General features: G+C 72.9%; 26 protein-coding genes. 10 read left to right on the top strand and 16 right to left on the bottom strand.

From position 1 onward, the window contains the following. The first annotated feature begins 34 nt into the window (after positions 1-34). Positions 35-910 (top strand): alpha/beta fold hydrolase, encoded by an 876-nt coding sequence (locus ACQ1X7_RS04295; protein ID WP_432476917.1) that lies wholly within the window; start codon positions 35-37, stop codon positions 908-910. A gap of 156 nt (positions 911-1,066) precedes the next feature. Here the strand turns inward: ACQ1X7_RS04295 and ACQ1X7_RS04290 are convergent, their stop codons facing one another. After that, positions 1,067-1,504, bottom strand: a complete 438-nt coding sequence (locus tag ACQ1X7_RS04290; protein WP_432476916.1) for an SRPBCC family protein — start codon at positions 1,502-1,504, stop codon at positions 1,067-1,069. After that, positions 1,501-2,046, bottom strand: coding sequence for a HEAT repeat domain-containing protein (locus tag ACQ1X7_RS04285; protein WP_432476915.1), 546 nt, complete (start codon positions 2,044-2,046; stop codon positions 1,501-1,503). The genes ACQ1X7_RS04290 and ACQ1X7_RS04285 overlap by 4 nt, the downstream gene beginning before the upstream one ends. Positions 2,047-2,083: 37 nt before the next feature. Between ACQ1X7_RS04285 and ACQ1X7_RS04280 the strand changes: the two genes are divergently transcribed. Further along, on the top strand, positions 2,084-3,754 hold the full coding sequence (locus ACQ1X7_RS04280; protein ID WP_432476914.1) for a phospho-sugar mutase: 1,671 nt from the start codon (positions 2,084-2,086) through the stop codon (positions 3,752-3,754). Positions 3,755-3,759: 5 nt separating this feature from the next. Here the strand turns inward: ACQ1X7_RS04280 and ACQ1X7_RS04275 are convergent, their stop codons facing one another. Beyond that, the gene (locus ACQ1X7_RS04275) at positions 3,760-4,086 is read right to left on the bottom strand and encodes an ArsR/SmtB family transcription factor (RefSeq protein ID WP_432476913.1); all 327 of its coding nucleotides are present in this window, start codon (positions 4,084-4,086) and stop codon (positions 3,760-3,762) included. Between the two features lies 1 nt (position 4,087). Beyond that, entirely contained in the window at positions 4,088-4,738 is a 651-nt protein-coding gene (locus ACQ1X7_RS04270) for an SRPBCC family protein (RefSeq protein ID WP_432476912.1), read from the bottom strand. Positions 4,739-4,835: 97 nt separating this feature from the next. Here ACQ1X7_RS04270 and deoC point away from each other — a divergent pair, with 97 nt between their 5' ends. The 3 genes from deoC to ACQ1X7_RS04255 all read left to right on the top strand — a co-directional run bounded on the left by deoC (position 4,836) and on the right by ACQ1X7_RS04255 (position 8,192). Next, positions 4,836-5,804 (top strand): deoxyribose-phosphate aldolase, encoded by a 969-nt coding sequence (deoC, locus tag ACQ1X7_RS04265; protein ID WP_432476911.1) that lies wholly within the window; start codon positions 4,836-4,838, stop codon positions 5,802-5,804. Further along, complete coding sequence (locus ACQ1X7_RS04260; protein ID WP_432476910.1) at positions 5,804-7,249, top strand: aldehyde dehydrogenase family protein; 1,446 nt, start codon at positions 5,804-5,806, stop codon at positions 7,247-7,249. Before deoC ends, ACQ1X7_RS04260 begins: the two co-directional genes overlap by 1 nt. Before the next feature lie 64 nt (positions 7,250-7,313). Beyond that, a complete protein-coding gene (locus tag ACQ1X7_RS04255; RefSeq protein ID WP_432476909.1) occupies positions 7,314-8,192 on the top strand; it encodes an aldehyde dehydrogenase family protein in 879 nt (292 codons plus the stop codon). Here ACQ1X7_RS04255 and ACQ1X7_RS04250 read toward each other — a convergent pair. From ACQ1X7_RS04250 to ACQ1X7_RS04230, 5 genes are read right to left on the bottom strand one after another with little or no spacing between them, the layout of a single operon-like run. Next, on the bottom strand, positions 8,189-9,169 hold the full coding sequence (locus tag ACQ1X7_RS04250; RefSeq protein ID WP_432477019.1) for an ABC transporter ATP-binding protein: 981 nt from the start codon (positions 9,167-9,169) through the stop codon (positions 8,189-8,191). The genes ACQ1X7_RS04255 and ACQ1X7_RS04250 overlap by 4 nt on opposite strands. Beyond that, positions 9,157-10,146, bottom strand: a complete 990-nt coding sequence (locus ACQ1X7_RS04245) for an ABC transporter ATP-binding protein (RefSeq protein WP_432476908.1) — start codon at positions 10,144-10,146, stop codon at positions 9,157-9,159. Before ACQ1X7_RS04245 ends, ACQ1X7_RS04250 begins: the two co-directional genes overlap by 13 nt. Then, positions 10,143-11,054, bottom strand: coding sequence for an ABC transporter permease (locus ACQ1X7_RS04240; RefSeq protein WP_432476907.1), 912 nt, complete (start codon positions 11,052-11,054; stop codon positions 10,143-10,145). The genes ACQ1X7_RS04245 and ACQ1X7_RS04240 overlap by 4 nt, the downstream gene beginning before the upstream one ends. Further along, entirely contained in the window at positions 11,051-12,022 is a 972-nt protein-coding gene (locus tag ACQ1X7_RS04235; RefSeq protein WP_432476906.1) for an ABC transporter permease, read from the bottom strand. The genes ACQ1X7_RS04240 and ACQ1X7_RS04235 overlap by 4 nt, the downstream gene beginning before the upstream one ends. Continuing rightward, a complete protein-coding gene (locus ACQ1X7_RS04230) occupies positions 12,019-13,578 on the bottom strand; it encodes an ABC transporter substrate-binding protein (RefSeq protein WP_432476905.1) in 1,560 nt (519 codons plus the stop codon). The genes ACQ1X7_RS04235 and ACQ1X7_RS04230 overlap by 4 nt, the downstream gene beginning before the upstream one ends. An 84-nt stretch (positions 13,579-13,662) precedes the next feature. Here ACQ1X7_RS04230 and ACQ1X7_RS04225 point away from each other — a divergent pair, with 84 nt between their 5' ends. Genes ACQ1X7_RS04225 through ACQ1X7_RS04210 form a run of 4 tightly spaced genes read left to right on the top strand, consistent with a single transcriptional unit; the run spans position 13,663 to position 16,987 of the window. Next, entirely contained in the window at positions 13,663-14,658 is a 996-nt protein-coding gene (locus tag ACQ1X7_RS04225) for a serine hydrolase domain-containing protein (protein WP_432476904.1), read from the top strand. Beyond that, positions 14,655-15,800, top strand: coding sequence for an anhydro-N-acetylmuramic acid kinase (locus ACQ1X7_RS04220; RefSeq protein WP_432476903.1), 1,146 nt, complete (start codon positions 14,655-14,657; stop codon positions 15,798-15,800). The genes ACQ1X7_RS04225 and ACQ1X7_RS04220 overlap by 4 nt, the downstream gene beginning before the upstream one ends. A 52-nt stretch (positions 15,801-15,852) precedes the next feature. Then, on the top strand, positions 15,853-16,461 hold the full coding sequence (locus ACQ1X7_RS04215; RefSeq protein WP_432476902.1) for an ATP-binding protein: 609 nt from the start codon (positions 15,853-15,855) through the stop codon (positions 16,459-16,461). Further along, positions 16,454-16,987 carry a hypothetical protein gene (locus tag ACQ1X7_RS04210; protein WP_432476901.1) on the top strand — a complete coding sequence of 178 codons (534 nt, stop codon included), beginning with the start codon at positions 16,454-16,456 and terminating at the stop codon, positions 16,985-16,987. The genes ACQ1X7_RS04215 and ACQ1X7_RS04210 overlap by 8 nt, the downstream gene beginning before the upstream one ends. Positions 16,988-16,997: 10 nt before the next feature. Here the strand turns inward: ACQ1X7_RS04210 and ACQ1X7_RS04205 are convergent, their stop codons facing one another. Next, positions 16,998-18,074 carry an adenosine deaminase gene (locus ACQ1X7_RS04205; protein ID WP_432476900.1) on the bottom strand — a complete coding sequence of 359 codons (1,077 nt, stop codon included), beginning with the start codon at positions 18,072-18,074 and terminating at the stop codon, positions 16,998-17,000. 31 nt (positions 18,075-18,105) lie between these two features. Here ACQ1X7_RS04205 and ACQ1X7_RS04200 point away from each other — a divergent pair, with 31 nt between their 5' ends. Continuing rightward, complete coding sequence (locus ACQ1X7_RS04200; RefSeq protein WP_432476899.1) at positions 18,106-18,573, top strand: MaoC family dehydratase; 468 nt, start codon at positions 18,106-18,108, stop codon at positions 18,571-18,573. Between the two features lie 110 nt (positions 18,574-18,683). Here ACQ1X7_RS04200 and ACQ1X7_RS04195 read toward each other — a convergent pair whose 3' ends face one another. From ACQ1X7_RS04195 to ACQ1X7_RS04170, 6 genes are read right to left on the bottom strand one after another with little or no spacing between them, the layout of a single operon-like run. Beyond that, positions 18,684-19,457 (bottom strand): GNAT family N-acetyltransferase, encoded by a 774-nt coding sequence (locus ACQ1X7_RS04195; RefSeq protein WP_432476898.1) that lies wholly within the window; start codon positions 19,455-19,457, stop codon positions 18,684-18,686. Continuing rightward, positions 19,447-20,730: a thymidine phosphorylase gene (locus tag ACQ1X7_RS04190; protein ID WP_432476897.1), complete on the bottom strand. Its 1,284-nt coding sequence runs from the start codon at positions 20,728-20,730 to the stop codon at positions 19,447-19,449. Before ACQ1X7_RS04190 ends, ACQ1X7_RS04195 begins: the two co-directional genes overlap by 11 nt. Then, complete coding sequence (locus ACQ1X7_RS04185) at positions 20,727-21,125, bottom strand: cytidine deaminase (RefSeq protein ID WP_432476896.1); 399 nt, start codon at positions 21,123-21,125, stop codon at positions 20,727-20,729. The genes ACQ1X7_RS04190 and ACQ1X7_RS04185 overlap by 4 nt, the downstream gene beginning before the upstream one ends. A gap of 14 nt (positions 21,126-21,139) precedes the next feature. After that, on the bottom strand, positions 21,140-22,459 hold the full coding sequence (locus ACQ1X7_RS04180; RefSeq protein ID WP_432476895.1) for an ABC transporter permease: 1,320 nt from the start codon (positions 22,457-22,459) through the stop codon (positions 21,140-21,142). A gap of 1 nt (position 22,460) precedes the next feature. After that, the gene (locus ACQ1X7_RS04175) at positions 22,461-23,684 is read right to left on the bottom strand and encodes an ABC transporter permease (RefSeq protein WP_432476894.1); all 1,224 of its coding nucleotides are present in this window, start codon (positions 23,682-23,684) and stop codon (positions 22,461-22,463) included. Then, the gene (locus ACQ1X7_RS04170) at positions 23,681-25,198 is read right to left on the bottom strand and encodes an ABC transporter ATP-binding protein (protein WP_432476893.1); all 1,518 of its coding nucleotides are present in this window, start codon (positions 25,196-25,198) and stop codon (positions 23,681-23,683) included. The genes ACQ1X7_RS04175 and ACQ1X7_RS04170 overlap by 4 nt, the downstream gene beginning before the upstream one ends. Positions 25,199-25,320: the final 122 nt, after the last annotated feature.

Here is a 25,320-nt window from a genome sequence, read left to right as displayed (position 1 = left end):
TGCACGGGCTGACGACCACGGAGGAGAGCCCGACATGACCGACACCCAGACCCACCACCTGGAGACCGACGGGGCGACGATCGCCTACGACGTCCGCGAGCCCGAGACCCCGTCGGACCACCGGCCGCTGGTCATGATCGGTCAGCCGATGACCGCGGAGGGCTTCACCACCCTCGCCTCCCACTTCACCGACCGCGTGGTGGTGACCTACGACCAGCGCGGCCTCGGTCGCAGCACCCGCACCGACGGCCACCAGCGCCAGGTCCCCGCCGTGAGCGCCGAGGACCTGCACGCCGTCGTGGGCGCCCTCGGCCTCGGGCCGGTCGACGTGTTCGGCAGCAGCGGCGGCGCGGTCAACGGTCTGGCCTGGGTCGCGGTCCACCCCGACGACGTCGTCACCCTGGTCGCCCACGAGCCCCCGATCATCGGGGTGCTGCCCGACGCCGCGCATGCGTTCGCGGCCGAGAAGGCGGTCCAGGACCGCTACCACGAGGCGGGCTGGGGCGCAGGCATGGCGGCGTTCATCGGCCTCACGATGTGGCAGGGCGAGTTCACCGACGACTACCTGGCCGCTCCCCCGCCCGACCCCGCCGCCTTCGGGATGCCGACCGACGACGACGGCAGCCGCGAGGACCCGCTGCTGTCGGGGGTCGCCAACGACGTGACCGCCTTCGAGCTCGACCCGGACGCCGTCACCGCGGCCCCGACCCGGGTCGTCGTCGCCGGCGGTGTGGAGTCGCGCAACGGGATGACGTGGCGCACGTCCGAGGCGACGGCCGCAGCGCTCGGCGTCCCGCTCACCGAGTTCCCGAGCCACCACGGCGGCTTCCTCGGTGGAGAGTTCGGCCAGGCCGGTGAGCCGGAGGCCTTCGCCGCCCGGCTGAGGGACGTGCTCGACGACGGTCGGTGAACGCCGGTAGAAAGGCCGCATGGCGACGACGCTCCTCGGGGGCACCCCCTGCCGGACCAGCGGTGAGCTCCCCGGCGTCGGAGGACCTGCCCTTCGCCCAGCAGCCCGACTACGACGCCGCGCTCGCCGCACTGCACACGTCGTGAGCCGGCCCGGTCAGCGCACGCCGAGCCGCTGCTCCAGCCCGACCCGGCAGCCCTCCATCATCCGCGCGTGGTTCCACGCCATGGGTGCACGCAGCACCCCCACCAGCGGGCGCAGCACCCGGTGCGTGACCACCACGTCCTGGGTGTAGTCGACCCGGGTCCGTCCGCCGAGGTCGTCCAGCTGCCACAGCGCCACGCCGACCAGATCGCCCTCGATGCGGCTCTCGAGCCGCCTCGGCTCGCGGTGCACGGCCGTCAGCACCAGGTCGAGCGTGTAGGGCAACCGCGACTTGCACAGCACCCGCGCCCGGTCGTCGTCGATCTTCGCGACCGCCACGACCTGGGGCCACCACTCCGGGTAGCGCTCGAGGTCGACGAGCACCCGCTGCACGGCGTCCGCCTCCGCGGCCAGCTCCCACCGGGTGCGGAACGAGAAGGCCGCCCTCACGCCTCCTCCCGGAGGTCGAGACGCTCGCGCATCGCTACCCACGCGCGGCCCGCGTGACGCCGTACGTCGGCGTCGGGGTCGTCCTGCGCCGCGCGGACGGCGTCCGCGTGCTCGGTGTCGCCGACCACCGCGAGCGCACGCAGCGCCGCGACCCGGACCCGCGGCAGGTCGTGGTCCAGCAGCGCGGCGGCACCGTCGCCGGCGCCGACGACCTCGTGCCGCGCGACGACCTTCAGACACATCTCGGCAGGGCGCCACTCGTCGTCGTCGAGCCCGGCCACCACCGCAGCGGTCGCCGAGTCGTCCCACACGTGGAGCAGCCCGCGGGCACCCCAGGTGCGGACCCAGTAGTCCTTCCACACCGCGGGGTCGCGGACCGGCTCCCCCGGTGACCAGTCGTGGCCGGTCAGCCAGGGCAGGTGGTCGAGGTGGTCCTCGCGCGAGGCCCCCAGCAGGAGCGCGACGCAGACCTCGGCGAAGCGCTCGCGCCCGAGCCGCTCCGCAAGCTCCTCGATGAGCTCCCCGACGGGACGTCCCCCCATGGGGACATGATGGCGGCTCGGCCGTTATCTTGCGGGGATGTCCACCACCGCGCCGGCCGAGATCGCCGACCTGCTCGACCGTGCCCGCGCCTGGATCGCCGACGACCCGGACGCCGAGACGCGCGCCGAGCTCGAGTCTGTGGTGCGCGAGGTGGAGGCGGGCGGCAGCAGCGACGACCTGGCGGACCGGTTCGACGGGACGCTCGAGTTCGGGACCGCGGGCCTCCGGGGCGCGCTCGGCGCGGGTCCGAACCGGATGAACCGGGCCGTGGTCGTGCGCGCTGCGGCGGGGCTGGCGGCGTACCTCCGGGACGAGGGGGCACGACCCGGCAGCCCGGTGGTGATCGGCTACGACGCCCGCTACAACTCCGACGTCTTCGCCCGCGACACCGCCGAGGTGATGAGCGGCGCGGGGTTCGAGCCGCTGCTCATGCCGCGGCCGCTGCCGACCCCGGTGCTGGCGTTCGCGATCCGGGAGCTCGGCTGCGCGGCCGGGGTGATGGTGACGGCGAGCCACAACCCGCCCCAGGACAACGGCTACAAGGTCTACCTCGGGGACGGGAGCCAGATCGTGCCGCCCGCCGACGTCGGCATCGCCGAGCGGATCGCGGCCGTCGGCCCCGTCGGCGCCGTGCCGCGGGGTGCCAGCGGCCGGGTGCTGGGCGACGAGCTGGTCGACCGCTACCTGGACACGGTGGCCGAGCTGGCCGCGGACGGACCGCGAGACCTGCGGACGGTCTACACGCCGCTGCACGGCGTGGGCGGAACCTCGGTGCTCCAGGTGCTGGAGACCGCCGGCTTCGACGCTCCCCAGGTCGTCGAGCAGCAGGAGGAGCCCGATCCGGCCTTCCCGACCGTCGCCTTCCCCAACCCCGAGGAACCGGGGGCGATGGACCTCGCGATGGAGCTGGCCGAGCGCACCGCCGCCGACCTGGTGGTGGCCAACGACCCCGACGCCGACCGGTGCGCGGCCGCCGTCCCCGGCCCCCACGGTTGGCGGATGCTGCGCGGCGACGAGGTCGGGGCGCTGCTGGCCCACCACCTGCTGACGAGCGGGAAGCGCGGCACCTACGCCGCGTCGATCGTGTCGTCGTCGCTGCTCGGCAAGATGGCGGCCGCCCACGGCCAGCCGTACGCCGAGACGCTGACCGGCTTCAAGTGGATCAGCCGGGTCGACGGACTGGCGTTCGGCTACGAGGAGGCGCTCGGCTACTGCGTCGACCCCGAGCACGTGAAGGACAAGGACGGCGTGTCGGCGCTGCTGCTGCTGTGCGAGCTGGCCGCCACCGCGAAGGCCGAGGGCCGCGGTCTGGTCGACCTGCTCGACGACATCGCCCGCGAGCACGGCCTGCACGCCACCGACCAGCTCTCGGTCCGGGTCACCGACCTCGCCGAGATCGCTCGCGCGATGGAGACCCTGCGTCGTACGCCGCCCGCCTCGCTGGGCGGCCTCGCCGTCGAGGGGGTCGACGACCTCGCCGAGGGCAGCGCCGACCTGCCGCCGACCGACGGACTGCGCTACCGGCTCGCCGACGGCGCGCGCGTGGTGGTCCGGCCCAGCGGCACCGAGCCCAAGCTCAAGGCCTACCTCGAGGTCGTGGTGCCCGTGGGCCCCTCCGACGCCGAGGACGTCGACGCCGCCCGGATCGCCGCGGCCGGCCGGCTCGACGCGCTCCGCGCCGACGTCAAGGCCGCGGCGGGGATCTGACGGAGCTACGTCCGGGAGCGGCGCCCGCGGGCGAGCTCGGTGCCGAGCGCGTCCAGCCGCTGCGTCCAGAAGCCGCGGAACTGCTCCAGCCAAGCGTCGACGTCGCGCATGCCGGTGGGGTCGACGGAGTAGAGCCGGCGGGTGCCCTCGGCCCGCACGGTCGCGAAGCCGCTCTCGCGGAGGACCCGCAGGTGCTGCGACACGGCCGGCTGGCTGATCCCGAACTCCGCCCGGACGACCTCCACGACCGCGCCGGACGAGCGCTCGCCGGTCGCCAGCACCTCGAGGATCCGCCGGCGGACCGGGTCGCCCAGGACGTCGAACGCGTGCACGTCAGGCAGGCTCCTGCTCGCCGAGGTAGAACGCCGTCGTCCGGTCGGCCCGCAGCCGCGCGTCGGCCGGGTCGGCCCCGTCGGTCACGTCTGCGTCGAACCACGCGTCGCTGCTGCGGGTCATGAACGCGCGCCCGGCCTCCGACTGCGACCACTCCTCGACGGCAGCCGGGTCGGCCGTCTCCCCCGACTCTAGGTGGCGCTGCAGGCCGAGCAGGGACAGGTCCCAGCCGATCCCGACTGCACCCGGGCCGTAGCGCTTGCTGTGCTCGTCGAGCGCGTCGGTCTCCATGATGTGGCGCAGCACGACGGTCGTCCGCCCGTCGGCCTCGGCCAGGTCGACCTCGACCCAGCTCATGCCGTCGCCGTACTCCCACGTGACGGCCAGCGAGCGCGGTGGCCGGCACGTCTCGATGGTGCCGCCGGCGTTGCCGGTCAGCTGGTAGCGCCCGCCCTCGCGGAGGTCGCCCTCCACCGGCGTGAACCAGCGCGGCAGTCGTTCCGGGTTCGTGAGTGCGTCCCAGACGTCCGCCGCGTCCGCGGCGTAGGTCTGCTCGGCGGTGAGCGCGCGGGCCGGCTTGCCGCGGTGGTAGATGCTGGTCAGCTCGCGCCGGACGGCGCCGATCTGGTCGAGTGCGTAGGTCAGGTCCATGACCGCATGCTAAAAGTCACTGCTAATATAAGTCAAGACGCAAAGAGGGTCGAACCCAGATTGTCCCCCGGCCCCCGCGCGCACCTATGCTGGGCAGGTGACAGCCACCTCTCTCCGCGTCGACGGGCTGGCCCCCGGAGACGTCACGGAGATCACCCGCTCCGACTCCTCGCTGCGGCGCTTCCTGCACGGCCTCCCGGGCGTCGACCAGGTCGGCGCGGAGGCCCGGGCCGCCGGCCTCGGCACCCGCTCGATCAAGACCACGGCCAAGGAGTACGCCCTCGACCTCGCCATCCGGATGGTCGACCTGACCACGCTGGAGGGCCAGGACACCCCCGGCAAGGTCCGCGCCCTCTCCGCGAAGGCGCTCCGTCCCGACCCGGCCGACCCGGCCTGCCCCTCCACCGCGGCCGTCTGCGTCTACCCGGACATGGTGGCCACCGCCAAGGACGTGGTCGGCGCCCAGGTCAACGTCGCCGCGGTCGCGACGGCGTTCCCCAGCGGCCGCGCCGCCATGGACATCAAGCTCGCCGACACCCGCGACGCCGTCGAGGCGGGCGCCGACGAGATCGACATGGTGATCGACCGTGGCGCGTTCCTCGCGGGACGCTACCTGCAGGTCTTCGAGGAGATCGTGCAGGTCCGCGAGGCGTGCGGCGGCGCGCACCTGAAGGTGATCTTCGAGACCGGCGAGCTGCAGACCTACGACAATGTCCGTCGCGCCTCGTGGCTGGCGATGATGGCCGGCGGTCACTTCATCAAGACCTCGACCGGCAAGGTGCAGCCCGCCGCGACGCTGCCGGTGACGCTCGTCATGCTGGAGGCGGTCCGCGACTGGCGCGCGGCCACCGGCCAGATGGTCGGCGTCAAGCCGGCCGGCGGCATCCGTACCTCCAAGGACGCGATCAAGTACCTCGTGATGGTCAACGAGGTGGCGGGGCCCGACTGGCTCGACCCGGACTGGTTCCGCTTCGGCGCGTCCACGCTGCTCAACGACCTGCTGATGCAGCGCACCAAGATGAGGACCGGCCGCTACTCCGGTCCCGACTACTTCACGCTGGACTGATGACGATGACCTTCGAGTACGCCCCGGCGCCCGAGTCGCGCAGCATCGTCGACATCAAGCCGTCCTACGGCCTGTTCGTCGACGGCGAGTTCGTCGACGGGCACGGGACCAGCTTCAAGACGATCAGCCCCGCCACCGAAGAGGTGCTCGCGGAGGTCGCCGAGGCCGACCAGGCCGACGTCGACGCTGCCGTGAAGGCCGCCCGCCGCGCGTACACCCGCACCTGGGGCCGGATGTCGGGCCGCGGGCGCGCCAAGTACCTCTACCGGATCGCCCGGATCATCCAGGAGCGCGGTCGCGAGTTCGCCGTCCTGGAGTCGATCGACAACGGCAAGCCGATCAAGGAGTCGCGCGACGTCGACGTCCCGCAGGTCGCGGCCAACTTCTTCTACTACGCCGGCTGGGCCGACAAGCTGGAGCACTCCGGCTACGGCAGTACGCCGCTGGGCGTGGCCGGCCAGGTGATCCCCTGGAACTTCCCGCTGCTGATGCTGTCGTGGAAGATCGCGCCGGCACTGGCCTGCGGCAACACCGTGGTGCTGAAGCCGGCCGAGACCACGCCGCTGACCGCGCTGCTCTTCGCGGAGATCTGCCAGCAGGCCGACCTGCCGCCGGGCGTCGTCAACATCCTCACCGGCGCCGGCGACACCGGCGCGGCCCTGGTCAACCATCCCGGCGTCGACAAGGTCGCTTTCACCGGCTCGACCGCCGTCGGCCGGGCGATCGCGAAGTCGGTCGCGGGCTCCGACAAGAAGGTCACCCTCGAGCTGGGCGGCAAGGCGGCCAACGTCGTCTTCGACGACGCCCCGATCGACCAGGCCGTCGAGGGGATCGTCAACGGCATCTTCTTCAACCAGGGCCACGTGTGCTGCGCGGGCTCCCGGCTGCTGGTGCAGGAGTCGGTGGCCGAGGAGGTGCTCGACCGGCTCAAGCGACGGATGTCCACCCTGCGCGTCGGCGACCCGCTCGACAAGAACACCGACATCGGCGCCATCAACTCCGCCGAGCAGCTGGCGCGGATCAAGGAGCTCTCCGACATCGGTGACGCCGAGGGCGCCGAGCGCTGGTCGCCCGAGTGCGAGCTCCCGAGCAACGGCTACTGGTTCCCGCCGACGCTGTTCACCGGGGTCTCCCAGGCCCACCGGATCGCCCGCGAGGAGATCTTCGGGCCGGTGCTCTCCGTGCTCACCTTCCGGACGCCGAGCGAGGCGGTCGAGAAGGCCAACAACACCCCGTACGGCCTCTCGGCCGGGGTGTGGACCGAGAAGGGCTCGCTGATCCTCAAGATGGCGAGCTCGCTGCGCGCCGGCGTGGTCTGGGCCAACACCTTCAACAAGTTCGACCCGACCTCTCCGTTCGGCGGCTTCAAGGAGTCCGGCTACGGCCGCGAGGGCGGCCGGCACGGCCTCGCCTCGTACCTCTCACCCCACGGAACCGCGCAGTGAGCGCGCTACGCGCGGTGCGCGCACGCTTCCGCGGGGACCCCGAGCCCACGAAGGGATCTGTTTCATGACGCGCGTGGACGTGCGCAAGACCTACAAGCTCTTCATCGGCGGGGCCTTCCCCCGCTCGGAGTCGGGCCACTCCTACGTGGTCGAGGACAGCAAGGGGAAGTTCGTGGCCAACGCCGCCCACGCCTCGCGCAAGGACGCCCGCGACGCCGTGCTCGCCGCCCGGGGCGCCTTCAAGGGCTGGGCGGGCAAGACCGCCTACAACCGCGGCCAGATCCTCTACCGGGTCGCCGAGATCGTGGAGGACCGCCGGCCGCAGTTCGTCGAGGCGGTGAAGCAGTCCGAGGGACTGACCGCGGCCAAGGCCAACGGGGTCGTCGACGAGGCGATCGACCGCCTGGTCTGGTACGCCGGATGGGCCGACAAGCTGACCCAGGTGGTCGGCAACGCCAACCCGGTGGCGGGGCCGTTCTTCAACCTGTCGACCCCGGAGCCGACCGGCGTCGTCGCCGTCGTCGCGCCCGAGGAGTCGTCGCTGCTCGGGCTGGTCAGCGTGGTGGCGCCGGTGGTCGTCCCGGGCAACACGGCGGTCGTGATGTCGTCGTACTCCCGGCCGCTCCCGGCGGTGACCTTCGCCGAGGTGCTCGCGACCAGCGACGTCCCCGGCGGCGTGGTGAACATCCTCACCGGTGACCCGGCGACGACCGCCCCGTGGCTGGCCGCCCACATGGACGTCAACGCGATCGACCTGACCGGGCTCGCCGGCCACGCCGACCGCGACGCGCTGACGACCGCGCTCGAGGAGGCCGCGGCCGAGAACCTCAAGCGGGTCCGTCGCGCCCCGGCCAGCGAGCCCGACTGGTCGCTCGACCCCGGCCTCGAGCCGATGACGACGTTCCTGGAGACCAAGACCGTCTGGCACCCGATCGGGGTCTAGGGCACGTCGTCGCCGTACAGCTGCTCGCTGTAGTGGCAGGCGGCCAGGTGCGCCTCGACCGTCGTCCGTAGCGCCGGAACGTCGGACCCGCAGCGCTCCGCGGCGTGCGGGCACCGCGGGTGGAACGGACAGCCCGCCGGCGGGTGCACCGCGTCGGGGACCTCGCCGCGCAGGGCGCTGACCTCACGCTCCGCCTCCACCACCGGGTCGGGCACGGGTACGGCGTCCCGCAGCGCGCGCGTGTAGGGGTGCCTCGGCTCGTCCGACACCGGGCGCCAGGGCCCGAGCTCGGCGATCCGGCCGAGGTACATCACCGCGACCCGGTCGCTGAGGTGCCGGACCATGCCGAGGTCGTGGGAGATGAAGACGTAGGAGAGCCCCAGCTCACGGCGCAGCCGGACCAGCAGGTTCATCACCTCGGCCCGCACCGAGACGTCCAGCGCCGAGACCGGCTCGTCGAGCACCAGCACCTCGGGCTCGACCGCGAGCGCCCTGGCGATGCCGACCCGCTGCCGTTGGCCGCCGGAGAGCTGGTGGGGGTAGCGGTGACGGGCGGAGGCTCCGAGGCCGACCATCTCCAGCAGCTCCCCCACCCGGGAGCGCCGGTCGTCGGCGCCCCGTCCGAGCCGGTGCACGGCCAGCACCTCGCCGAGCGTCTGCGCGACGGTACGTCGAGGGTCGAGCGAGGACGACGGGTCCTGGAAGACCATCTGCATCCGCCGGCGCAGGCGGGCCAGCTCGGCGCCGCGGGCCCGGGTCACGTCCGTGCCGTCGAGGAGGACCCGTCCGGACGTGGGGCGGACCAGGCGCACCAGCATCCGCGCGGTCGTCGACTTGCCGCAGCCCGACTCCCCCACGAGGCCGAGGGTCTCGCCGGGCTCCAGCCGGAACGACACGCCGTCGACCGCGTGCACGGTCCCGGCGGGGCCGTGGAAGGTCTTGACCAGGTCCTCCACCACGAGGGTCACGGCACCCACCTCTCCCGTGGGACCCAGCACGCAGCCGCGGCTCCGGCCGGGCCCCTGGCCTCGAGCCCCGGGTCGTCGGAGAGGCACCGGTCCTCCCGCTGCCGGCAGCGCGGGTGGAACGCACACCCCTCGGGCAGCGCGGACAGCTCCGGCGGCCGTCCGCCGATCTGCGGGAGGTCGGGCCGCTCGTCGCCGAGCATCGGCGGCAACGAGCCCAGCAGCCCGGCGGTGTAGGGGTGCTGCGGGGTCTCGAACAGTCCTCGGGTGGGTCCCGCCTCGACGACGCGGCCGGCGTACATGACCAGGACCCGCTCGGCCAGTCGGGCGACCACGCCCACGTCGTGGGTGATCCAGAGCAGCGCCATGCCGGTGCTGCGCCGCAGCTCGTCGGCCAGCGCCAGCACCTGCTGCTGGATCGTCACGTCGAGCGCCGTGGTCGGCTCGTCGGCGATCAGGACCTTCGGCCGCAGCGCCATCGCCATCGCGATCATCACCCGCTGCCGCTGTCCCCCGGACAGCTCGTGCGGGTACGCCCGGCCGGTGCGCTCGGGTCGCGGAAGGCCCACCTCGCCGAGGGCCGCCACCGCCCGCTGCCGCGCCTCGTCGCCGCTGACGCCGTGCGCCACCAGGCCCTCGACGACCTGCGCCCCGACCCGCATCAACGGGTTCAGGGAGGTCATCGGGTCCTGGTAGATCATCGCGACCTCGGCGCCACGGACGGTACGCCGCTCCCGCGCGTCCAGGGTGGCGAGGTCGCGTCCGCCCACGACGACGGAGCCCTCGGTGGTGCGGACCCCCGGGGGCAGCAGGCCCATGACCGAGAGTGCGGTCATCGACTTCCCGCTGCCGGACTCCCCCACCAGGGCGACCGCCTCACCGGCGGCCAGGTCGAAGGAGACGCCGCGGATGAGCGGCACCGCGGTCCTCCCGCTGCCGGCGACTGCCCGGAGACCCTGCACCGACAGCACCGGTCGCTCCCCCGTCATCGGCGCCCCTCGCGCTTCGGGTCCAGCGCACTGGTGAGCCCGTCCCCGAGGAGGTTCAGCGCGATCACGGCGAGGATCACGGCGAGGGCCGGGAAGGTCATCGCCCACCACGCGGTCGTCACCAGGGTCCTCGTCTCGCTCACCATCAGGCCGAGCGAGGGGTCCGGGGGCTGGGTCCCCAGCCCGAGGAAGGACAGACCGGCCTCGGTGAGGATGGCCCACGACAGGGCCAGCGCCACCTGCACCACGATCGGCGCGCTCACGTTGGGCAGTACGTGCCGCAGCACCGTGCGGCGACCCGAGAAGCCGAGCACCCGGCAGGCGGCGATGTGGTCCAGCGAGACCACCGACAGGGTCGGCCCGCGGGCCACCCGGACGAAGATCGGGATGTAGACGATTGCGATCGCGATCGAGGTGTTCAGCCACCCGCGCCCGAGGCCGGCGATCACCGCCATCGCCAGCAGCACGGCGGGGAACGCGAACAGCACGTCCGCGACCCGGCCGATCACCTGGTCCCAGGTGCCGCCGAGGTACCCGGCGACCACCCCCGCGATGCTGCCCACCAGGGCCGCGATGGCGACGGCGAGCACCGCCACCCGCAGCGAGGCCGCGATCCCGGCGAAGGTGCGGGCCGCGACGTCCCGCCCGAACTGGTCGGTGCCGAACCAGTACGTCGTCGACGGCGCCTGGAGCTGGGCGTCCGGGTGCTGGGCCAAGGGGTCCTGCGGCGTCAGCCCGAGCACCGCGGTGACCGCCAGCAGCACCAGCACCGAGGTGACGACCAGCCCGATCCGTCCGTTGCGGTCGCGCCACACGCCCCGCACGACCGCGCGTACGCCGCCCGGGGGCGCCGTCGGCTCGAGGTCGCCGACCTGCGGGGCGCCGACGGCGGGGAGCTCGGCGCTCACTGGAGCCTCGCCCGGGGGTCGATCAGCCGGTAGGTGAGGTCGACGGCGAGGTTGACCAGCACGAAGGCCACCGCGACCAGCAGCACCGTGCTCTGCACCACGGCGTAGTCCTGGTTGAGGATGCCGGTCAGCAGCAGCCGCCCCAGCCCCGGCAGTGCGAACACCTGCTCGATGATCACCGTGCCGCCCAGCAGGTAGCCGAACTGGATGCCGACGATGGTGAGGATCGGGATCGACGCGTTGTGGAGCACGTGCCGCCACCGGATCCGTCGCGGAGAGAGCCCCTTGCCCTCCGCGGTGCGGACGAAGTCGGTGCCGGCGGCCTCGAGGTAGGCCGCGCGGGTGGTGCGCATGATGGTCGCGACCAGCCCGATCGACAGGACAAGCGACGGGTAGAGCATCTGGGCGAGGTTGCCGCTCACCGACTCGGTGATCGGGACGAACGTGCCCGGGTCCGGGAAGTAGGCGAACGCCGACGCGAGCAGGGCCACCACCACCGAGGCCGTCACGAACTCCGGGAGGGCCAGGCCGACCAGGCCGAGCGACTGCACCCCGACGTCCCGTGCCGCCCCGGGCCGCGACGCGGCCAGCACGCCGAGCGCCACCCCGACCGGGGTCGCGATCAGCATCGAGAGCACCGCGAGCTCGACCGTGACCGGCAGTGCGCCGAGCATCAGCCCGAGGACCGGCTCGCCGGAGTCGACGGAGACCCCGAAGTTGCCGCTCAGCACGCTGCCCAGCCAGCTGGTGAACTGGCCCCACAGCGACTCGTCCAGGCCGTAGTACCGCTCGAGCGCCGCGCGCTGCTCGCCGGTCAGCACGCCGGCCTGCGTGCCGAGCCGGGCGGTGACCGCGTCCCCGGGGAGCGCCCGGAGGACGAGGAACACCAGCACGGCCACCCCGGCCAGCGTGCCGACCGTGCCCGCCGCGCGGGTCGCCAGGTAGCGGCCGAGGCCGCCGGGCCTCATCCAGAGCCCTCGCGGGTGGTCTCCGCCAGGTAGTCGAGGGACTCGGTCGTCATGGCCTCGAAGCCCTGCACGTCGCTGCCGAGCAGGTAGTAGGACTGGTTGTGCTGCAGCCACACCCACGGCGACAGGTCGAGCATCTCGCTCTGCAGCTCGCCGAAGACCTGCTGCCGCTCGTCCTCGTCGGTGGTCGAGTTGCCCTCCGTGAGGAGCCGGGCCAGGCCCTCGTCGGCGAGGCCCGCGGGCTTGGCGAGCGAGGCGTCCGGGCCGAAGTAGCGGCCGTACATGACGTAGGGGTCCGTCGAGCCGCCGTTGAGGGCCACGGCCGCGTCGTAGCTGGCGTTGAGCCAGTTGTCGACGTACACGCTGGTCTCCTGCTGCTGGAGCTGGAGGTCGACCCCGATCTCCTGCAGCTGGCCCTGCACCGACTGGGCGATGTTGCTCGCGGTGGCGTACTCGCCCGTCATCACGATCGTGTCGAGGGAGAAGCCGTCGCCCTCGCCGGCTTCCTCGAGCAGCGACCGCGCGGTGTCGAGGTCGGGCGGGTCGCACGGCAGCCCCTCCGTGGCGTCGTAGTCGAACGCCGGGCTGGTGATCGGGCCGGTGACCTCGCCCTCGCCGAAGTAGGCCTGCTCGACGACCTGCTCGCGGTCGATCGCGCAGGCGATCGCCTGCCGGACCCGGACGTCGGTGAGCGGGCCGCGCTGCGCGTTGAGCTGGAGCACGTGGTAGCTGAGCGTCGGCTGGGAGATCACCTGGGCCTCCTCCTCGCCGACCTGCTGGGCGACCGACGGGTCGGTGACGATCCCGAGGTCGAAGCTCCCGGCGCGCATGCCCGAGAGGATCGACGACTCGTCGGGGATCACGCGCAGCTCGACGGTCTCCAGCGTCGGCGCGTCGCCCCAGTAGTCGTCGGAGGCGGTGAGCGTCACCTGCTGGCCCTGCTTCCAGCCCTCCCACGCGAACGGGCCGGTGCCGTTGACCTCCCGGCCCACCGTCTTGTCCTCGATGTCGCCGGAGTCCAGGATCGACGTCCCGGTCTGGGAGAGCACGTTGAGCAGGGACGCGTCGGGGTTGCTGAGCGAGATGACCAGGGTGGTGTCGTCGGGCGCCTCGATGCTCTTGACGTTGCCGAGGTTGGAGGCGACGACCGAGCCGGTGTCGGGGTCGAGGACCCGTTCGAGGGTCGCCTTGGCGTCCTCGGCGGTGAACTCGGCGCCGTCGTGGAAGGTCACGCCGTCGCGCAGCTGGAGGGTGACCTCCGTGCCGTCGTCGCTGACCTCCCACTCGGTGGCCAGGCCGGGCTCCAGCTCGCCGTCGGAGCCGGTGTCGAGCAGGGTGTCGTAGACCAGGCCGAGGGTCTGCACGGTCTGGAACGCGGTGGCGGTGGCGGGGTCGCGACCGTCGATGTCGGCGGTCCGCGCGACCACGAAGGGTGCGGTCTCCGGCCCCTCGCCACCCCCGCCGGAGGCAGTGGGATCGGGGTTGCAGGCCGCCGTTCCTGCCGCCACCGCCACGGTCAGCGCCACGACGGCAGCGCGCGGCTGTCGGATCCGCATGTTCGAACCAGTCCTCTCCCGAGCCGAGTCCCCGCCACCCGGGACGTTATCTTTTTTCGCATCTGATTGTGAAGAGGTGACTTTTTGACGAACGGGAACGACGGTCCGGTCGCGGCCACGGCCGCCTCGGTCGCGGACGACGTCCTCGCCGGTGGCGCCACGACCGTCGCGATCGCCGTCGCCGACCCCCGGCACCCGCTGGTCGACCTGGTCCGGGGGTCCGGGTCGGCGCGCCCGGTCCTCGACGTCGGCTCGGTGACGAAGGTGGTGGTGACCGCGGCGCTCCACCGCCGACTGGGCATCGACCCGGACGCGCCGGTGCGCCGCTGGTTCCCGGGACTGCCCCACGAGGTCCGGGTCGGGGACCTGCTCACCCATCGCGCCGGGCTGCGCGCGTGGTGGCCCCTCTACCTCACCGGCGGGCGCGACCGGGAGTCGTCGCTGGCCGTGGCCGCCGGACTCCCGCTCCGGCACGCCGCGGGCGGCGCACGCGTCTACTCCGACCTGGGCTACGTGCTCGCCGGCGCGGTGGCCGAGCTGGTGCACGACGCCCCGCTGGACCGGCTGGCGCGAGACCACGTGTTCGGCCCGCTGGGCATGGCGGACTCGGGCTACCGCCCGGACTCGCTCTGCGTGCCGACGTCGCTGGGCGACCGGATCGAGCGACGGATGGTCCAGACCGGTGTCCCCCACCCGGTGGACGACGCCGTGCGGGCGGCGGCGACGACGTTCCCCTGGCGGACCCACCGGTTGGCGGGCGAGGTCAACGACGGCAACTGCTGGCACGCGTTCGGAGGCGTGGCCGGGCACGCCGGGCTGTTCACCACCGCGGCCGACCTGGTCGCCTTCGGGCGCGAGCTGCTCGACCACGTACGCTCCGGGGGCGACCCGATCGGCTACTGGCCGACCCCGGGGCGGCTCGAGCACCCGGGCTTTCCCGGCGCCCGCTTCGCGGTGCTGCCGCGGGCCGACCGGGTGGTGGTGCTGCTGTCGAACCGGTTGTTCGGCGCCGGCGACCCGCCCGACCTGACCGAACCGTGGAGACGACTCGTGGACACCGTGGAGAAGGAGGCCCGATGAGGGTCATCGGCATGATCTCGGGCACGTCGTTCGACGCCATCGACGTCGCTGCCGCCGACCTCGAGCTCGCCGACGACGAGGTGCGGCTCCGGCCCCTCGGAGCGCTGAGCGTCCCCTACCCGGAGCCGCTGCGGCGGCGGGTGGCCGACGTGCTGCCGCCGTCCGGGACCACGATGGAGGAGGTCTGCCGGCTGGACACCGAGCTGGGCCACGCCTTCGCCGACGCCGCGGCGCGGGGCATGGCCGAGCTGTGCACCGGCAGCGCCGACCTGGTGGTCTCCCACGGGCAGACGGTCTTCCACTGGGTGGAGGGCGGCACCGCGCGCGGCACCCTGCAGCTCGGCCAGCCCGCCTGGATCGCCGAGCGCACCGGCCTGCCAGTGGTGTCCGACCTGCGCAGCCGCGACATCGCCGCGGGCGGGCACGGTGCCCCGCTGGTCAGCCTCTTCGACGTGCTGCTCCTCTCCGGCCGGCCCGCGACCGGCGCGCTCAACCTCGGCGGGATCGCCAACCTCACCGTCGTCGGCGACGCACCGCTCGCCTACGACCTGGGGCCCGCCAACGCGCTCATCGACGCCGCCGCCGACCACTTCCACGGCGAGCCGTACGACGCCGAGGGCCGTCGGGCCGCCGCCGGCACCGTCGTCCCGGGCCTGCTCGAGGCGCTGCTGGACGAGCCGTACTACGCGCTCCCGGCGCCGAAGTCGACCGGCAAGGAGCTGTACTCCTGGGACTACCTCGCCAGACGGCTCGACCCGTCCCTGTCCGGCGACGATGTCATCGCCACGGTCACCGAGCTGACCGCGGTGGTCACCGCCCGTGAGCTGGCCGTCCACGGGCTGGACGAGGTGTTCGTGTCCGGCGGCGGAACCGGCAACCCTACCCTGATGGCGCGGCTCGCAGAGCTCGCCGAGGGCCGGGTGCGCACCATCGACGAGCTCGGCGTCCCGTCGGACGCCAAGGAGGCCTACGCCTTCGCGCTGATGGGCTTCCTCACCGCTCACGGCCTGCCCGGCACGGTGCCCTCGTGCACCGGCGCCGCCGGTGCGCGGGTGCTGGGCACGGTCGCCCCGGGAGCCTCCGGCCTGCCCCGTGCGGCCGCCGTTGCGACGGCGCCCCGCCGGCTCGTCGTGGCTGGCTGAGACACCGGGCGGCCGTGGACAGCGGCCGGGTCGGCTGGGGCAGAATGGGCCGGTGCCCGCCCGTGTCATCGTCCTGGCCGGCCCGTCAGGGGCCGGGAAGTCACGGCTCGCCGAACGGCTCGGTCTCCCGGTGCTCCGTCTCGACGACTTCTACAAGTCCGCCGGCGACCCCGGGCTCCCCTTCATCACCGACGGCGCGAACGCCGGACTGGTCGACTGGGACCACCGCGACTCCTGGCTCCTCGACGAGGCGCTCGACGCGATCCGCACCCTCTGCGCCGACGGCCGGGCCCAGGTGCCGGTCTACGAGCTCGCCCGCGACGGCCGCTGCGGTGAGCAGCTGCTCGACCTGGGTGACCACCGGATCTTCCTGGCGGAGGGCATCTTCGCGGAGGAGGTGGTGCCGGCCTGCGAGCAGGAGGGACTGCTGGAGGCGGCGTACTGCCTCACCCAGCAGCCGCTCGTGACGTTCTGGCGGCGACTGTCGCGGGACCTCCGCGAGCGCCGCAAGCCGCCGCTGGTCCTGGTCCGCCGGGGCTGGGCGCTGATGCGGGGGCAGCGCGAGGTGGTCCGCCACGCGGTCGAGCTGGGCTGCCGAGCGGTCCGTCCCGACGAGGCGTACGCCGCGATCCGCGCCCGGGAGCCGGTGGTCCGTGGCTGAGTTCCCCGAGGGCCTGGAGCAGCCGGACCAGAAGTCCTGCGGGGCTGCCTGCCTGGTGGTGGCCCAGGGGCTGCGCGACGCCGCCTACCGGGAGCGGGTGGCCGACCCGGCCACGTTCCGGGTCGAGGTGCTGGCGATGCACGGCCGGGTGACCTCCACGGTCGACGTCGCCGGGCGGATCCAGCCGCCGTGGCCCCGCGACCTCGGCACCCCGCCGTGGGCGGTGGCCAACCAGCTCTCGGGAACGACCCACGTCGACCACCGCTCGGTGCCGATGCGCTGGCGTGACGGCGACGACTGCTACGCCCAGCTGGTCGACCTCCCCAGCCCGGCGGCACTCTACGTCGGCAGCGCCTTCCTGCCGCGGCACGTCGTGCTCGTGCTCGAGGGCAACAGCACGCGGTTGCGGGTCTACGAGCCGGCCCGCGGCGACGTGGCGACGGTCGCCCGCGACGCGTTCGTCGAGCACCGGCTGCGGTTGGCCGGCTGGGACTCCCGCTGGTTCGCGGTGGTCCCCGAGCGCTGACGGGAGCCGGTCAGCGGGCGCCGAGCGCGGCGTACCCGGGCTTCACGACGCCGTCGATGATCCGCAGCCGCTCGTCGAACGGCAGGAACGCCGACTTCATCGCGTTGATGGTGAACCAGCGCAGGTCCTCCAGCCGGAGCCCGAACGCCTGCACCAGCGCCCACATCTCGTCGGTCATCGTGGTCTGGCTCATCAGCCGGTTGTCGGTGTTGACGGTGACCCGGAACCGCAGGTCGGTGAGCAGCCCGATCGGGTGCTCCGCGATCGACGCGGCCGCACCGGTCTGCACGTTGGAGGCGGGGCACATCTCGAGCGGGATCCGCTTGTCGCGGACGTACGCCGCCAGCCGGCCCAGCTCGACCGACCCGTCGTCGTGCACCGTGATGTCGTCGATGATCCGGACGCCGTGCCCGAGCCGGTCGGCCCCGCACCACTGGATCGCCTCCCAGATCGACGGCAGCCCGAACGCCTCGCCGGCGTGGATGGTGAAGTGGGAGTTCTCGCGCTGCAGGTACTCGAACGCGTCGAGGTGGCGGGTGGGCGGGAACCCCGCCTCGGCGCCCGCGATGTCGAACCCGGCGACCCCGCGCTCGCGCCACGCGACGGCCAGCTCGGCGACCTCCCGACTGCGCGCCTGGTGGCGCATCGCGGTGAGCAGCTGGCGGACCACGATCCGCCCCCCGGTCGCCTGCATCCCGGCGTCGAACCCGGCCTGCACCGCCGCCACCACCTCGTCGAGGGAGAGCCCGGCCTCGACGTGCTGCTCGGGGGCGTAGCGCACCTCGGCGTAGACCACCCGGTCGTCCGCCAGGTCGAGCACGCACTCCTCGGCCACCCGCGCCAGCGCGGCCTCGGTCTGCATCACGGCGACCGTGTGGTCGAAAGTCTCCAGGTAACGCACCAACGAACCGGAGTCGGCCGACTCGGCGAACCAGCGGGCCAGCGACTCGGCGTCGTCCGCGGGGAGCTGGTGGCCGCAGTCGGCGGCGAGGTCGAGGATGGTCTGCGGCCGCAGGCCGCCGTCGAGGTGGTCGTGGAGGAGGACCTTCGGGGCCCGCCGCACCACGTCACGGGTCAGCGTCGTCACCCCCCTATCCTTCCATCCCTATTCTGGGGCCATGCGCACCTTCACCACCCTCGACGAGGTCGCCGAGGCCGCCGGCCAGGAGGTCGGCACCAGCGAGTGGCTGGCCGTCGACCAGGAGCGGGTCGACCGGTTCGCCGACGCGACCGACGACCACCAGTGGATCCACGTCGACCAGGAGCGGGCCGCGCAGGGACCCTTCGGCGGCACCATCGCCCACGGCTTCCTCACCCTCAGCCTGCTCCCCCACTTCGCGGCCGAGGTGTTCCGCCTCGAGACGCCGGGGGCGCGCCTCAACTACGGCCTCGACAAGGTGCGGTTCCCTGCCCCGGTGCCGGTCGGCGCCCGGCTCCGCTCCCACGTACGCTTCGGCGAGGTCACCGACCTCCCCAGCGGCAAGCAGCTGGTGGTCCACCACACCGTCGAGATCGAGGGGCCGGACGGCCAGGTCCAGGACAAGCCGGCCTGCGTCGCCGCCCACGTCGTGCTGCTCCTCCCCTGACCGCCGAAGGTTGAGCTGGGCGCCCCTCGGGGTTGAGTGGGGCACGCCTCGCGAGGCACGCCCAACTCAACCCGGAGCGAAGCCCAACTCGACGTCGAGCGAAGCCCAACTCAACGTGGGACGGGGGTGGACCAGCAGCGCTGCTCGCCGTACGGGCGGAAGCCGAGGCGCCTGAGGATCGGGGCGGAGGTGTCGTCGACGGCCTTGACGAGGGCGAAGTCGGCGGTGGTGGCGCGGGCGTCGGCGAGGCGGCGGGCGACCAGCGCCCGGTAGACGCCTCGGCCCCGATACGCCGGCAGCACCGACCCGTCCCAGAACCGGAGTGCGTCGCCGTCGACGGTACCGCCGCCGGAGCCTGCCGGCTCACCGTCGACGTGGGCGACGTAGCAGCGGACCAGCTGCTCGGCGTCGGGCACCGTCACGGAGCGCAGCTGGTCGTCCAGGACGGCGTCACTCGGCCGCGGGATCCCGAAGACCTCGGACTGGAGGCGACCGGCCAGCTCCAGCCCCGGGCGGTCCCGGACCTCGACCACCTCTACGTCCTCGGGCACCGGCAGCCGGGTCGACACGGGGAGCGCCAGCACCTCCAGCCGCTGGGTCATCCGCAGCCCCGCCGCCGCCAGCTGCTCCTCGGTGTCCGCGGGGACGGTGCGCGTGTCGACCCACCACTGGAGCGTGGGCCGGCACGCCTCCCTGGCCTGCCCGAGGACCTCCTGCAGCACGTCGGCCACCGGCCGGGCGGTCACGGAGCCGTGCACCGCGGACACGTCGGCGAGGTGGATCAGCCGGTACTCCTCGGTCCGCACCTCGGTGGCGTCGACCGGGACGAAGACCCAGCGCCCTGCCGCGGCCCGGACCCGGTCGACGTCGAGGTCAGTCGACACGGTCGATCACCAGCGGACGCGGCTCGAAGCCGGCACCGTCGGTGACCTCGAACCCGCCCTCGAGCGACTCCAGCGCGCGCTCGAAGCGCGACTCGTCGTCGGTGTGGAGCGTCAGCAACGGCCGGCCCTCCGTGACCCGGTCACCCGGCCGGGCGTGCCACACCACGCCGGCGCCGGCCTGGACGGGATCCTCCTTGCGTGCCCGACCGGCGCCCAGCCGCCACGCGGCGAGGCCGACGGCCATCGCGTCGAGCCGGGTCAGCACGCCGGACGACGGCGCCGCCACGTCGTGGGTGTGCCGGGCCCGCGGGAGGTCGGCGTCCGGGTCGCCACCCTGGGCGGAGACCATCCGCCGCCACGCGTCCATGGCCGAGCCGTCGGCCAACCGGTCGGCGGGGTCGACGTCGTCCCGGCCGGCGCCCGCGAGCATCTCCCGGGCGAGCGCGAGGGTCAGCTCGACGACGTCGGACGGCCCGCCGTCGGCCAGCACGTCGACCGACTCGGCGACCTCGACGCCGTTGCCCGCCGTCCGGCCCAACGGGGTCTCCATGTCGGTGAGCAGCGCGACGGTGCGGACCCCGGCGTCGGTGCCGAGCGCGACCATGGTCTCGGCCAGCTCGCGGGCGCGGGCGGCGTCCTTCATGAAGGCGCCGCTGCCGACCTTGACGTCGAGCACGAGCGCACTGGTGCCCTCGGCGATCTTCTTCGACATGATCGAGGAGGCGATCAGCGGGATCGCCTCCACGGTGCCGGTGACGTCGCGCAGCGCGTAGAGCTTCTTGTCGGCGGGGGCGAGCCCGTCGCCGGCGGCGCAGATCACCGCGCCGACCGACTCCAGCTGGTCGAGCATCTCGTCGTTGGAGAGGGACGCCCGCCACCCGGGGATCGCCTCCAGCTTGTCGAGGGTGCCGCCGGTGTGGCCGAGGCCGCGGCCCGACAGCTGGGGCACGGCGACGCCGCACGCCGCGACCAGCGGGGCCAGCGGCAGCGTGATCTTGTCACCGACGCCACCGGTCGAGTGCTTGTCGGCGGTCGGCCGGGACAGCCGGGAGAAGTCCATCCGCTCCCCCGACGCGATCATGGCGGCGGTCCAGCGGGAGATCTCGCGACGGTCCATGCCGTTGAGCAGGATCGCCATCGCCAGCGCCGACATCTGCTCGTCGGCGACGTCGCCCCGGGTGTAGGCGTCGACCACCCAGTCGATCTGGCTGTCGGACAGGTCGTGACCGTCGCGCTTGGCGATGATCACCTCGACCGCGTCGTGTGCGCTCACGTCGTCCCCTCCAGGTCGTCGGGCCCGAACGCGTCGGGCAGCACCTCGGTCATCGGCCGCCCGCCCGAGACGGTCCACACCTGCAGCTCCGGGCCGCCGTTCTCCCACAACAGCTGGCGGCACCGGCCGCACGGCATGATCACCTCGCCGTCGCCGTTGACGCACACGAAGTGCGTCAGCCGTCCCCCGCCGCCCGCGTGGAGCGACGACACCACTCCGCACTCCGCACACAGCGTCACGCCGTACGCCGCGTTCTCGACGTTGCAGCCGACCACGGTGCGGCCGTCGTCGACCAGAGCCGCGGCACCCACCCGGAAGCGGCTGTACGGCGCGTAGGCCCGCGCCGCCACCTCGGTCGCCGCGGCACGCAGCGCCTCCCAGTCGACCTCTGGCATCGTCGGTCCGACCGTCAGCTCTTGACGTAGGGCTCGCCGTCGGCGGCCGGCGGACGCACCCGGCCGACCAGCCCGGCCACCGCGATGATCGTCGCGAGGTAGGGCAGCGCGGTCAGGAACGACGACGGCACCTTGCCGAGGAACTCCAGCTGGCTGGACAGGGTCGTCATCAGCCCGAAGAACAGCGCGGCGAGGCTGGCGTAGATCGGGTGCCAGCGCCCCATGATGACCGCCGCCAGCGCGATGAAGCCGTTGCCGGCGGACATGTTGGAGGCGAACGCGCCGTTGGAGCCGACGGTGAAGTAGGCGCCGCCGAGGCCGGCGAACGCACCGCCGAGCAGCACCGCCTGCCAGCGCAGCCGGTTGACCTTGAGGCCCACCGTGTCGGCCGCCTTGGGGTGCTCGCCGACCGAGCGGACCCGCAGCCCCCACCGGGTCTGGAAGATCAGGAACGCCACCACGAAGATCGACACGTACATCAGGTAGGCCAGCAGCGTCTGGTCGAAGATCGTCGGACCGATCACCGGCAGGCCCGACAGCGCGTCGGCGACCGAGGACAGGAACGGGATCCCGGCATCGGGCACCGGGGCGAGGGTCTCGGGGTTGTTGAGCCGCGACCGGATCTCGGGGTCGGTCGGGATCTGGCTGAGCAGGAAGTCGGTGAGGCCCGTTGCGAGCGCGATCAGCACGACACCGAGCACGACCTGGTTGACCAGGTAGCGCATCGCGAAGACCGCCAGCAGCGCGCCCATGGCGACGCCGGCGGCGATCCCGCCGACCAGGCCCCACTCGGCGGCGCCGGCGAAGCTGGCGACCACCGACGCCCAGAACGCCGCCATCAGGAACTGGCCCTCGATGGCGATGTTGATCACGCCGGCCCGCTCGCACAGGCAGCCGGCGAGGGCGCCGAACACCAGGGGGACGGCGTACTTCACGGTGCCGGGCAGCGGGTTGACCATCGCGAACGACGAGCCGGTCTGGTCGGCGTAGTTCCACACCAGGAAGCCGAGCAGGAAGGCCAGGCCGACCAGGGCAGCCGCGAGGATGGTGGGCCACCCGTTGGGGATCAGGTTGAGAACCGCCAGGGCGAGCGCCACCAGCGTGACCACCAGCCCGGCGATGACGACGACGTGGGCGTTGAGCTCGCGGGGCTCCTCCCCACGCGCGTTGTCGAGCAGGTAGGTCACCGTCGGGTCGTCGATCTGGAAGTAGAACCAGACCAGCGCGAGGGCGACCAGCGCGAACAGGCCCACCATCTTCCACTGGCGGCGTACGTCGGCGGCGGAGCGGACCTTGACCTGCTCGTGGCCCTCGGTCTCGATCAGGACGCTCATCTCAGGACCCCCATCCCTTGGCCATCACGGTGCTCCCGCCGCCCACGGTCCGCATCCGGACGATGCCGCGGACCAGCGCCGGGGCGGCGACGAACAGGACGATCAGGGCCTGCAGCACGTCACCGAGCTCCTTCGGGGTGCCGGCCGAGGCCTGCATCGCCGTGCCACCGACGCTCAGCGCGCCGAAGAGCAGGCCGGCGAGCACGGTGCCGAGCGGGGTCGCCCGCCCGAGCAGTGCGACCGTGATCGCGTCGAAGCCGATGGTGCCCGCGACGCCGGAGCTCAGGGAGTCGCCCTTGCCGAGCAGGTTCATGGTGGCGGCCAGGCCGGCCAGCAGGCCGGCGCCGACCATCGCCAGGGTGTAGACGCGCTCCACGCTCATGCCGGCGGTGCGCGACGCGGCCGGGTTGGCGCCGACCGCGCGCAGCTCGAAGCCGAACGTGCTGCGCTCGATCAGCCACCAGACGACGATCGCCGCGGCCACGGCGACGAACACGCCGAGGTGGATGTTGCCGATCTCGAGGTAGCGGGCCGAGTCGGCCGGCGGCGGCGACTGCGCGTTGTCGCTGCCGGTCCGCTGGAAGGCGTCCTTGGAGAGCAGGTAGTTGAGCAGGAAGCTGGTGGCGAGGTAGTTGAGCATGATCGTCGTGATCACCTCGTGGGCGCCGGTGCGGGCCTTGAGGACGCCGGCGATGCCGCCCCAGATCGCGCCACCGAGCATGCCGGCGAGGATCGCCGCGATCAGGTGGATGCCGGGCGGCAGGTCCCAGGTGAAGCCGACGTAGCCGGCGAACAGGGACCCGACGACCAGCTGGCCCTGGGCACCGATGTTGAACAGCCCGGCCCGGAAGGCCAGCGTGACACCGAGGCCGGCGCAGATCAGCGGTGCGGCGCGGACCAGCGTGGTGCCGATCGCGCCGAGGCTGCCGACCGATCCGGCGACCAGCGAGGAGTAGGACTCCCAGATCGCCTCGCCGGCGTAGCTGAAGAAGTCGGCCGGGTAGCTGAACACGTAGCTGAGCGACTGCACGGCGTCCTCGTCGCTCAGCGCGATCAGGACGGCGCCCACGACCATCGCCAGCGCGATGGCCAGCAGCGTGGTGATGACGTCGGGCAGCCAGGCGGCGCCCGGCGGCTCGGTGCGCTCGGGCTCGGGAGCGTCGAGCGGCGGCTTGTCGACCGACCCCGGCGCCGGCTCGACGACCGACTCCTTGTCGTCGCTCATGCGTTCGCCTCCTCGGGCTCGTGGGCGCCGGCCATCATCAGGCCGATGTCCTCGCGGGCGATGTCGGGGCTGACCGTGCCGACGATGCGCCCGTCGTACATGACGGCGATCCGGTCGGCGAGGGCGAAGACCTCGTCGAGCTCGGTGGAGACGATGACGACCGCGGTGCCGCGGTCGCGCTCCTCGATGATCCGCTTGTGGATGAACTCGATCGACCCCACGTCGACACCGCGGGTGGGCTGGGAGGCGATCAGCACCTTCAGCGGGCGCGAGAACTCCCGGGCGACGACCACCTTCTGCTGGTTGCCGCCCGACAGCGCGCTCACGGGCGACTCGCGGGTCTCGGTGCGGATGTCGAACTCCTGGATCCGGGCGTCGGCGTTCTCGGCGATCGCCTCACGGTTCAGGGCGAGGCCGCGGGAGAACTCGTCGTGCCGGTAGAGGTCGAGGACGAGGTTCTCGCGGACGCTGAACGCGCCGACGAAGCCGTCGTGGGAGCGGTCCTCGGGGATGTAGCCGATGCCGTCCTCGAGGCTCTCCCGGGGGCCGTGCTTGCTGATGTTCGCACCGTCCAGCCAGATCTCGCCCGCCGAGGGCCTGATCAGCCCGAGCAGCGCCTTGATCAGCTCGGTCTGGCCGTTGCCCTGGACGCCGGCCACGGCGAGCACCTCGCCGGCGCGGGCCTCGAAGCTGACGTCGCGGACGACGGGGACGCCGCGGGCGTCGACGACGCTGACGCCCCGGGCCTCGAGCACCGGCTCGCCGGGGTCGGCCGGGGACTTGTCGACGCGCAGCTTCACCGAGCGGCCGACCATCATCTCGGCCAGCTCGGCCTCGCTGGCCGTGGGCGGGGCGGTGCCGACGACCTTGCCGCGCCGGATCACGCTGATCCGGTCGCCGATCGCCTTGACCTCGCGCAGCTTGTGGGTGATGAAGATGATGGAGGTGCCGCGCTCCTTGAGCGCACGCATGATCTCCATCAGCTCGTCGATCTCCTGCGGCGTCAGCACGGCCGTGGGCTCGTCGAGGATCAGCACCTGGGCGTCGTTCGCGAGGGCCTTGATGATCTCGACGCGCTGCTGGACGCCGACCGGGATGTCCTCGACCATCGCGTCGGGGTCGACGGCCAGCTTGTAGCGGTCGGACAGCTCGCGGACCATGCTCGAGGCGGCGTGCCGGTTGAGGACGCCGGCGCCCCGGGTCTGCTCACGCCCGAGCATCACGTTCTCGGCGACGGTGAAGACGGGGATGAGCATGAAGTGCTGGTGGACCATGCCGATGCCGGCGGCCATCGCGTCGCCGGGAGAGGCGAACGTGACGGGCTCCCCGTCGAGCCGGATCTCTCCCTCGGTGGGGTCGAGCAGGCCGTACAGCATGTTCATCAGCGTGGACTTGCCGGCGCCGTTCTCCCCGAGGAGGCAGTGGATCTCACCCGGCTCGACCGTGAGGTCGATCTGGTCGTTGGCGGTGAACGACCCGAACCGCTTGGTGAGACCCGTGATCTCGAGCTTCATCCCACTCCCTCCCGCGCCACCCCGGACGCGTCGAAACCGGTCTCACTATCCCAGACGCGGCGCGGGCCGGAGCGGGGGCTCCCGCTCCGGCCCGCGGCCGTCCTTCTGGTCCAGTCGACCCA

This window comes from Nocardioides sp. GXQ0305, from assembly GCF_050880345.1.
GTDB lineage: Bacteria > Actinomycetota > Actinomycetes > Propionibacteriales > Nocardioidaceae > Nocardioides.
The sequence above is the reverse complement of the archived record's forward strand: the minus strand, read 5'-3'. Positions and strand labels throughout refer to the sequence as shown.

Coding starts and splice junctions, on each gene's coding strand:
- ACQ1X7_RS04295 (WP_432476917.1), top strand. CDS start 35: ATGACCGACACCCAGACCCACCACCTGGAGACCGACGGGGCGACGATC.
- ACQ1X7_RS04285 (WP_432476915.1), bottom strand. CDS start 2,046: ATGGGGGGACGTCCCGTCGGGGAGCTCATCGAGGAGCTTGCGGAGCGG.
- ACQ1X7_RS04280 (WP_432476914.1), top strand. CDS start 2,084: ATGTCCACCACCGCGCCGGCCGAGATCGCCGACCTGCTCGACCGTGCC.
- ACQ1X7_RS04270 (WP_432476912.1), bottom strand. CDS start 4,738: ATGGACCTGACCTACGCACTCGACCAGATCGGCGCCGTCCGGCGCGAG.
- ACQ1X7_RS04260 (WP_432476910.1), top strand. CDS start 5,804: ATGACGATGACCTTCGAGTACGCCCCGGCGCCCGAGTCGCGCAGCATC.
- ACQ1X7_RS04255 (WP_432476909.1), top strand. CDS start 7,314: ATGACGCGCGTGGACGTGCGCAAGACCTACAAGCTCTTCATCGGCGGG.
- ACQ1X7_RS04245 (WP_432476908.1), bottom strand. CDS start 10,146: ATGACGGGGGAGCGACCGGTGCTGTCGGTGCAGGGTCTCCGGGCAGTC.
- ACQ1X7_RS04235 (WP_432476906.1), bottom strand. CDS start 12,022: ATGAGGCCCGGCGGCCTCGGCCGCTACCTGGCGACCCGCGCGGCGGGC.
- ACQ1X7_RS04230 (WP_432476905.1), bottom strand. CDS start 13,578: ATGCGGATCCGACAGCCGCGCGCTGCCGTCGTGGCGCTGACCGTGGCG.
- ACQ1X7_RS04220 (WP_432476903.1), top strand. CDS start 14,655: ATGAGGGTCATCGGCATGATCTCGGGCACGTCGTTCGACGCCATCGAC.
- ACQ1X7_RS04200 (WP_432476899.1), top strand. CDS start 18,106: ATGCGCACCTTCACCACCCTCGACGAGGTCGCCGAGGCCGCCGGCCAG.
- ACQ1X7_RS04185 (WP_432476896.1), bottom strand. CDS start 21,125: ATGCCAGAGGTCGACTGGGAGGCGCTGCGTGCCGCGGCGACCGAGGTG.
- ACQ1X7_RS04180 (WP_432476895.1), bottom strand. CDS start 22,459: ATGAGCGTCCTGATCGAGACCGAGGGCCACGAGCAGGTCAAGGTCCGC.
- ACQ1X7_RS04175 (WP_432476894.1), bottom strand. CDS start 23,684: ATGAGCGACGACAAGGAGTCGGTCGTCGAGCCGGCGCCGGGGTCGGTC.
- ACQ1X7_RS04170 (WP_432476893.1), bottom strand. CDS start 25,198: ATGAAGCTCGAGATCACGGGTCTCACCAAGCGGTTCGGGTCGTTCACC.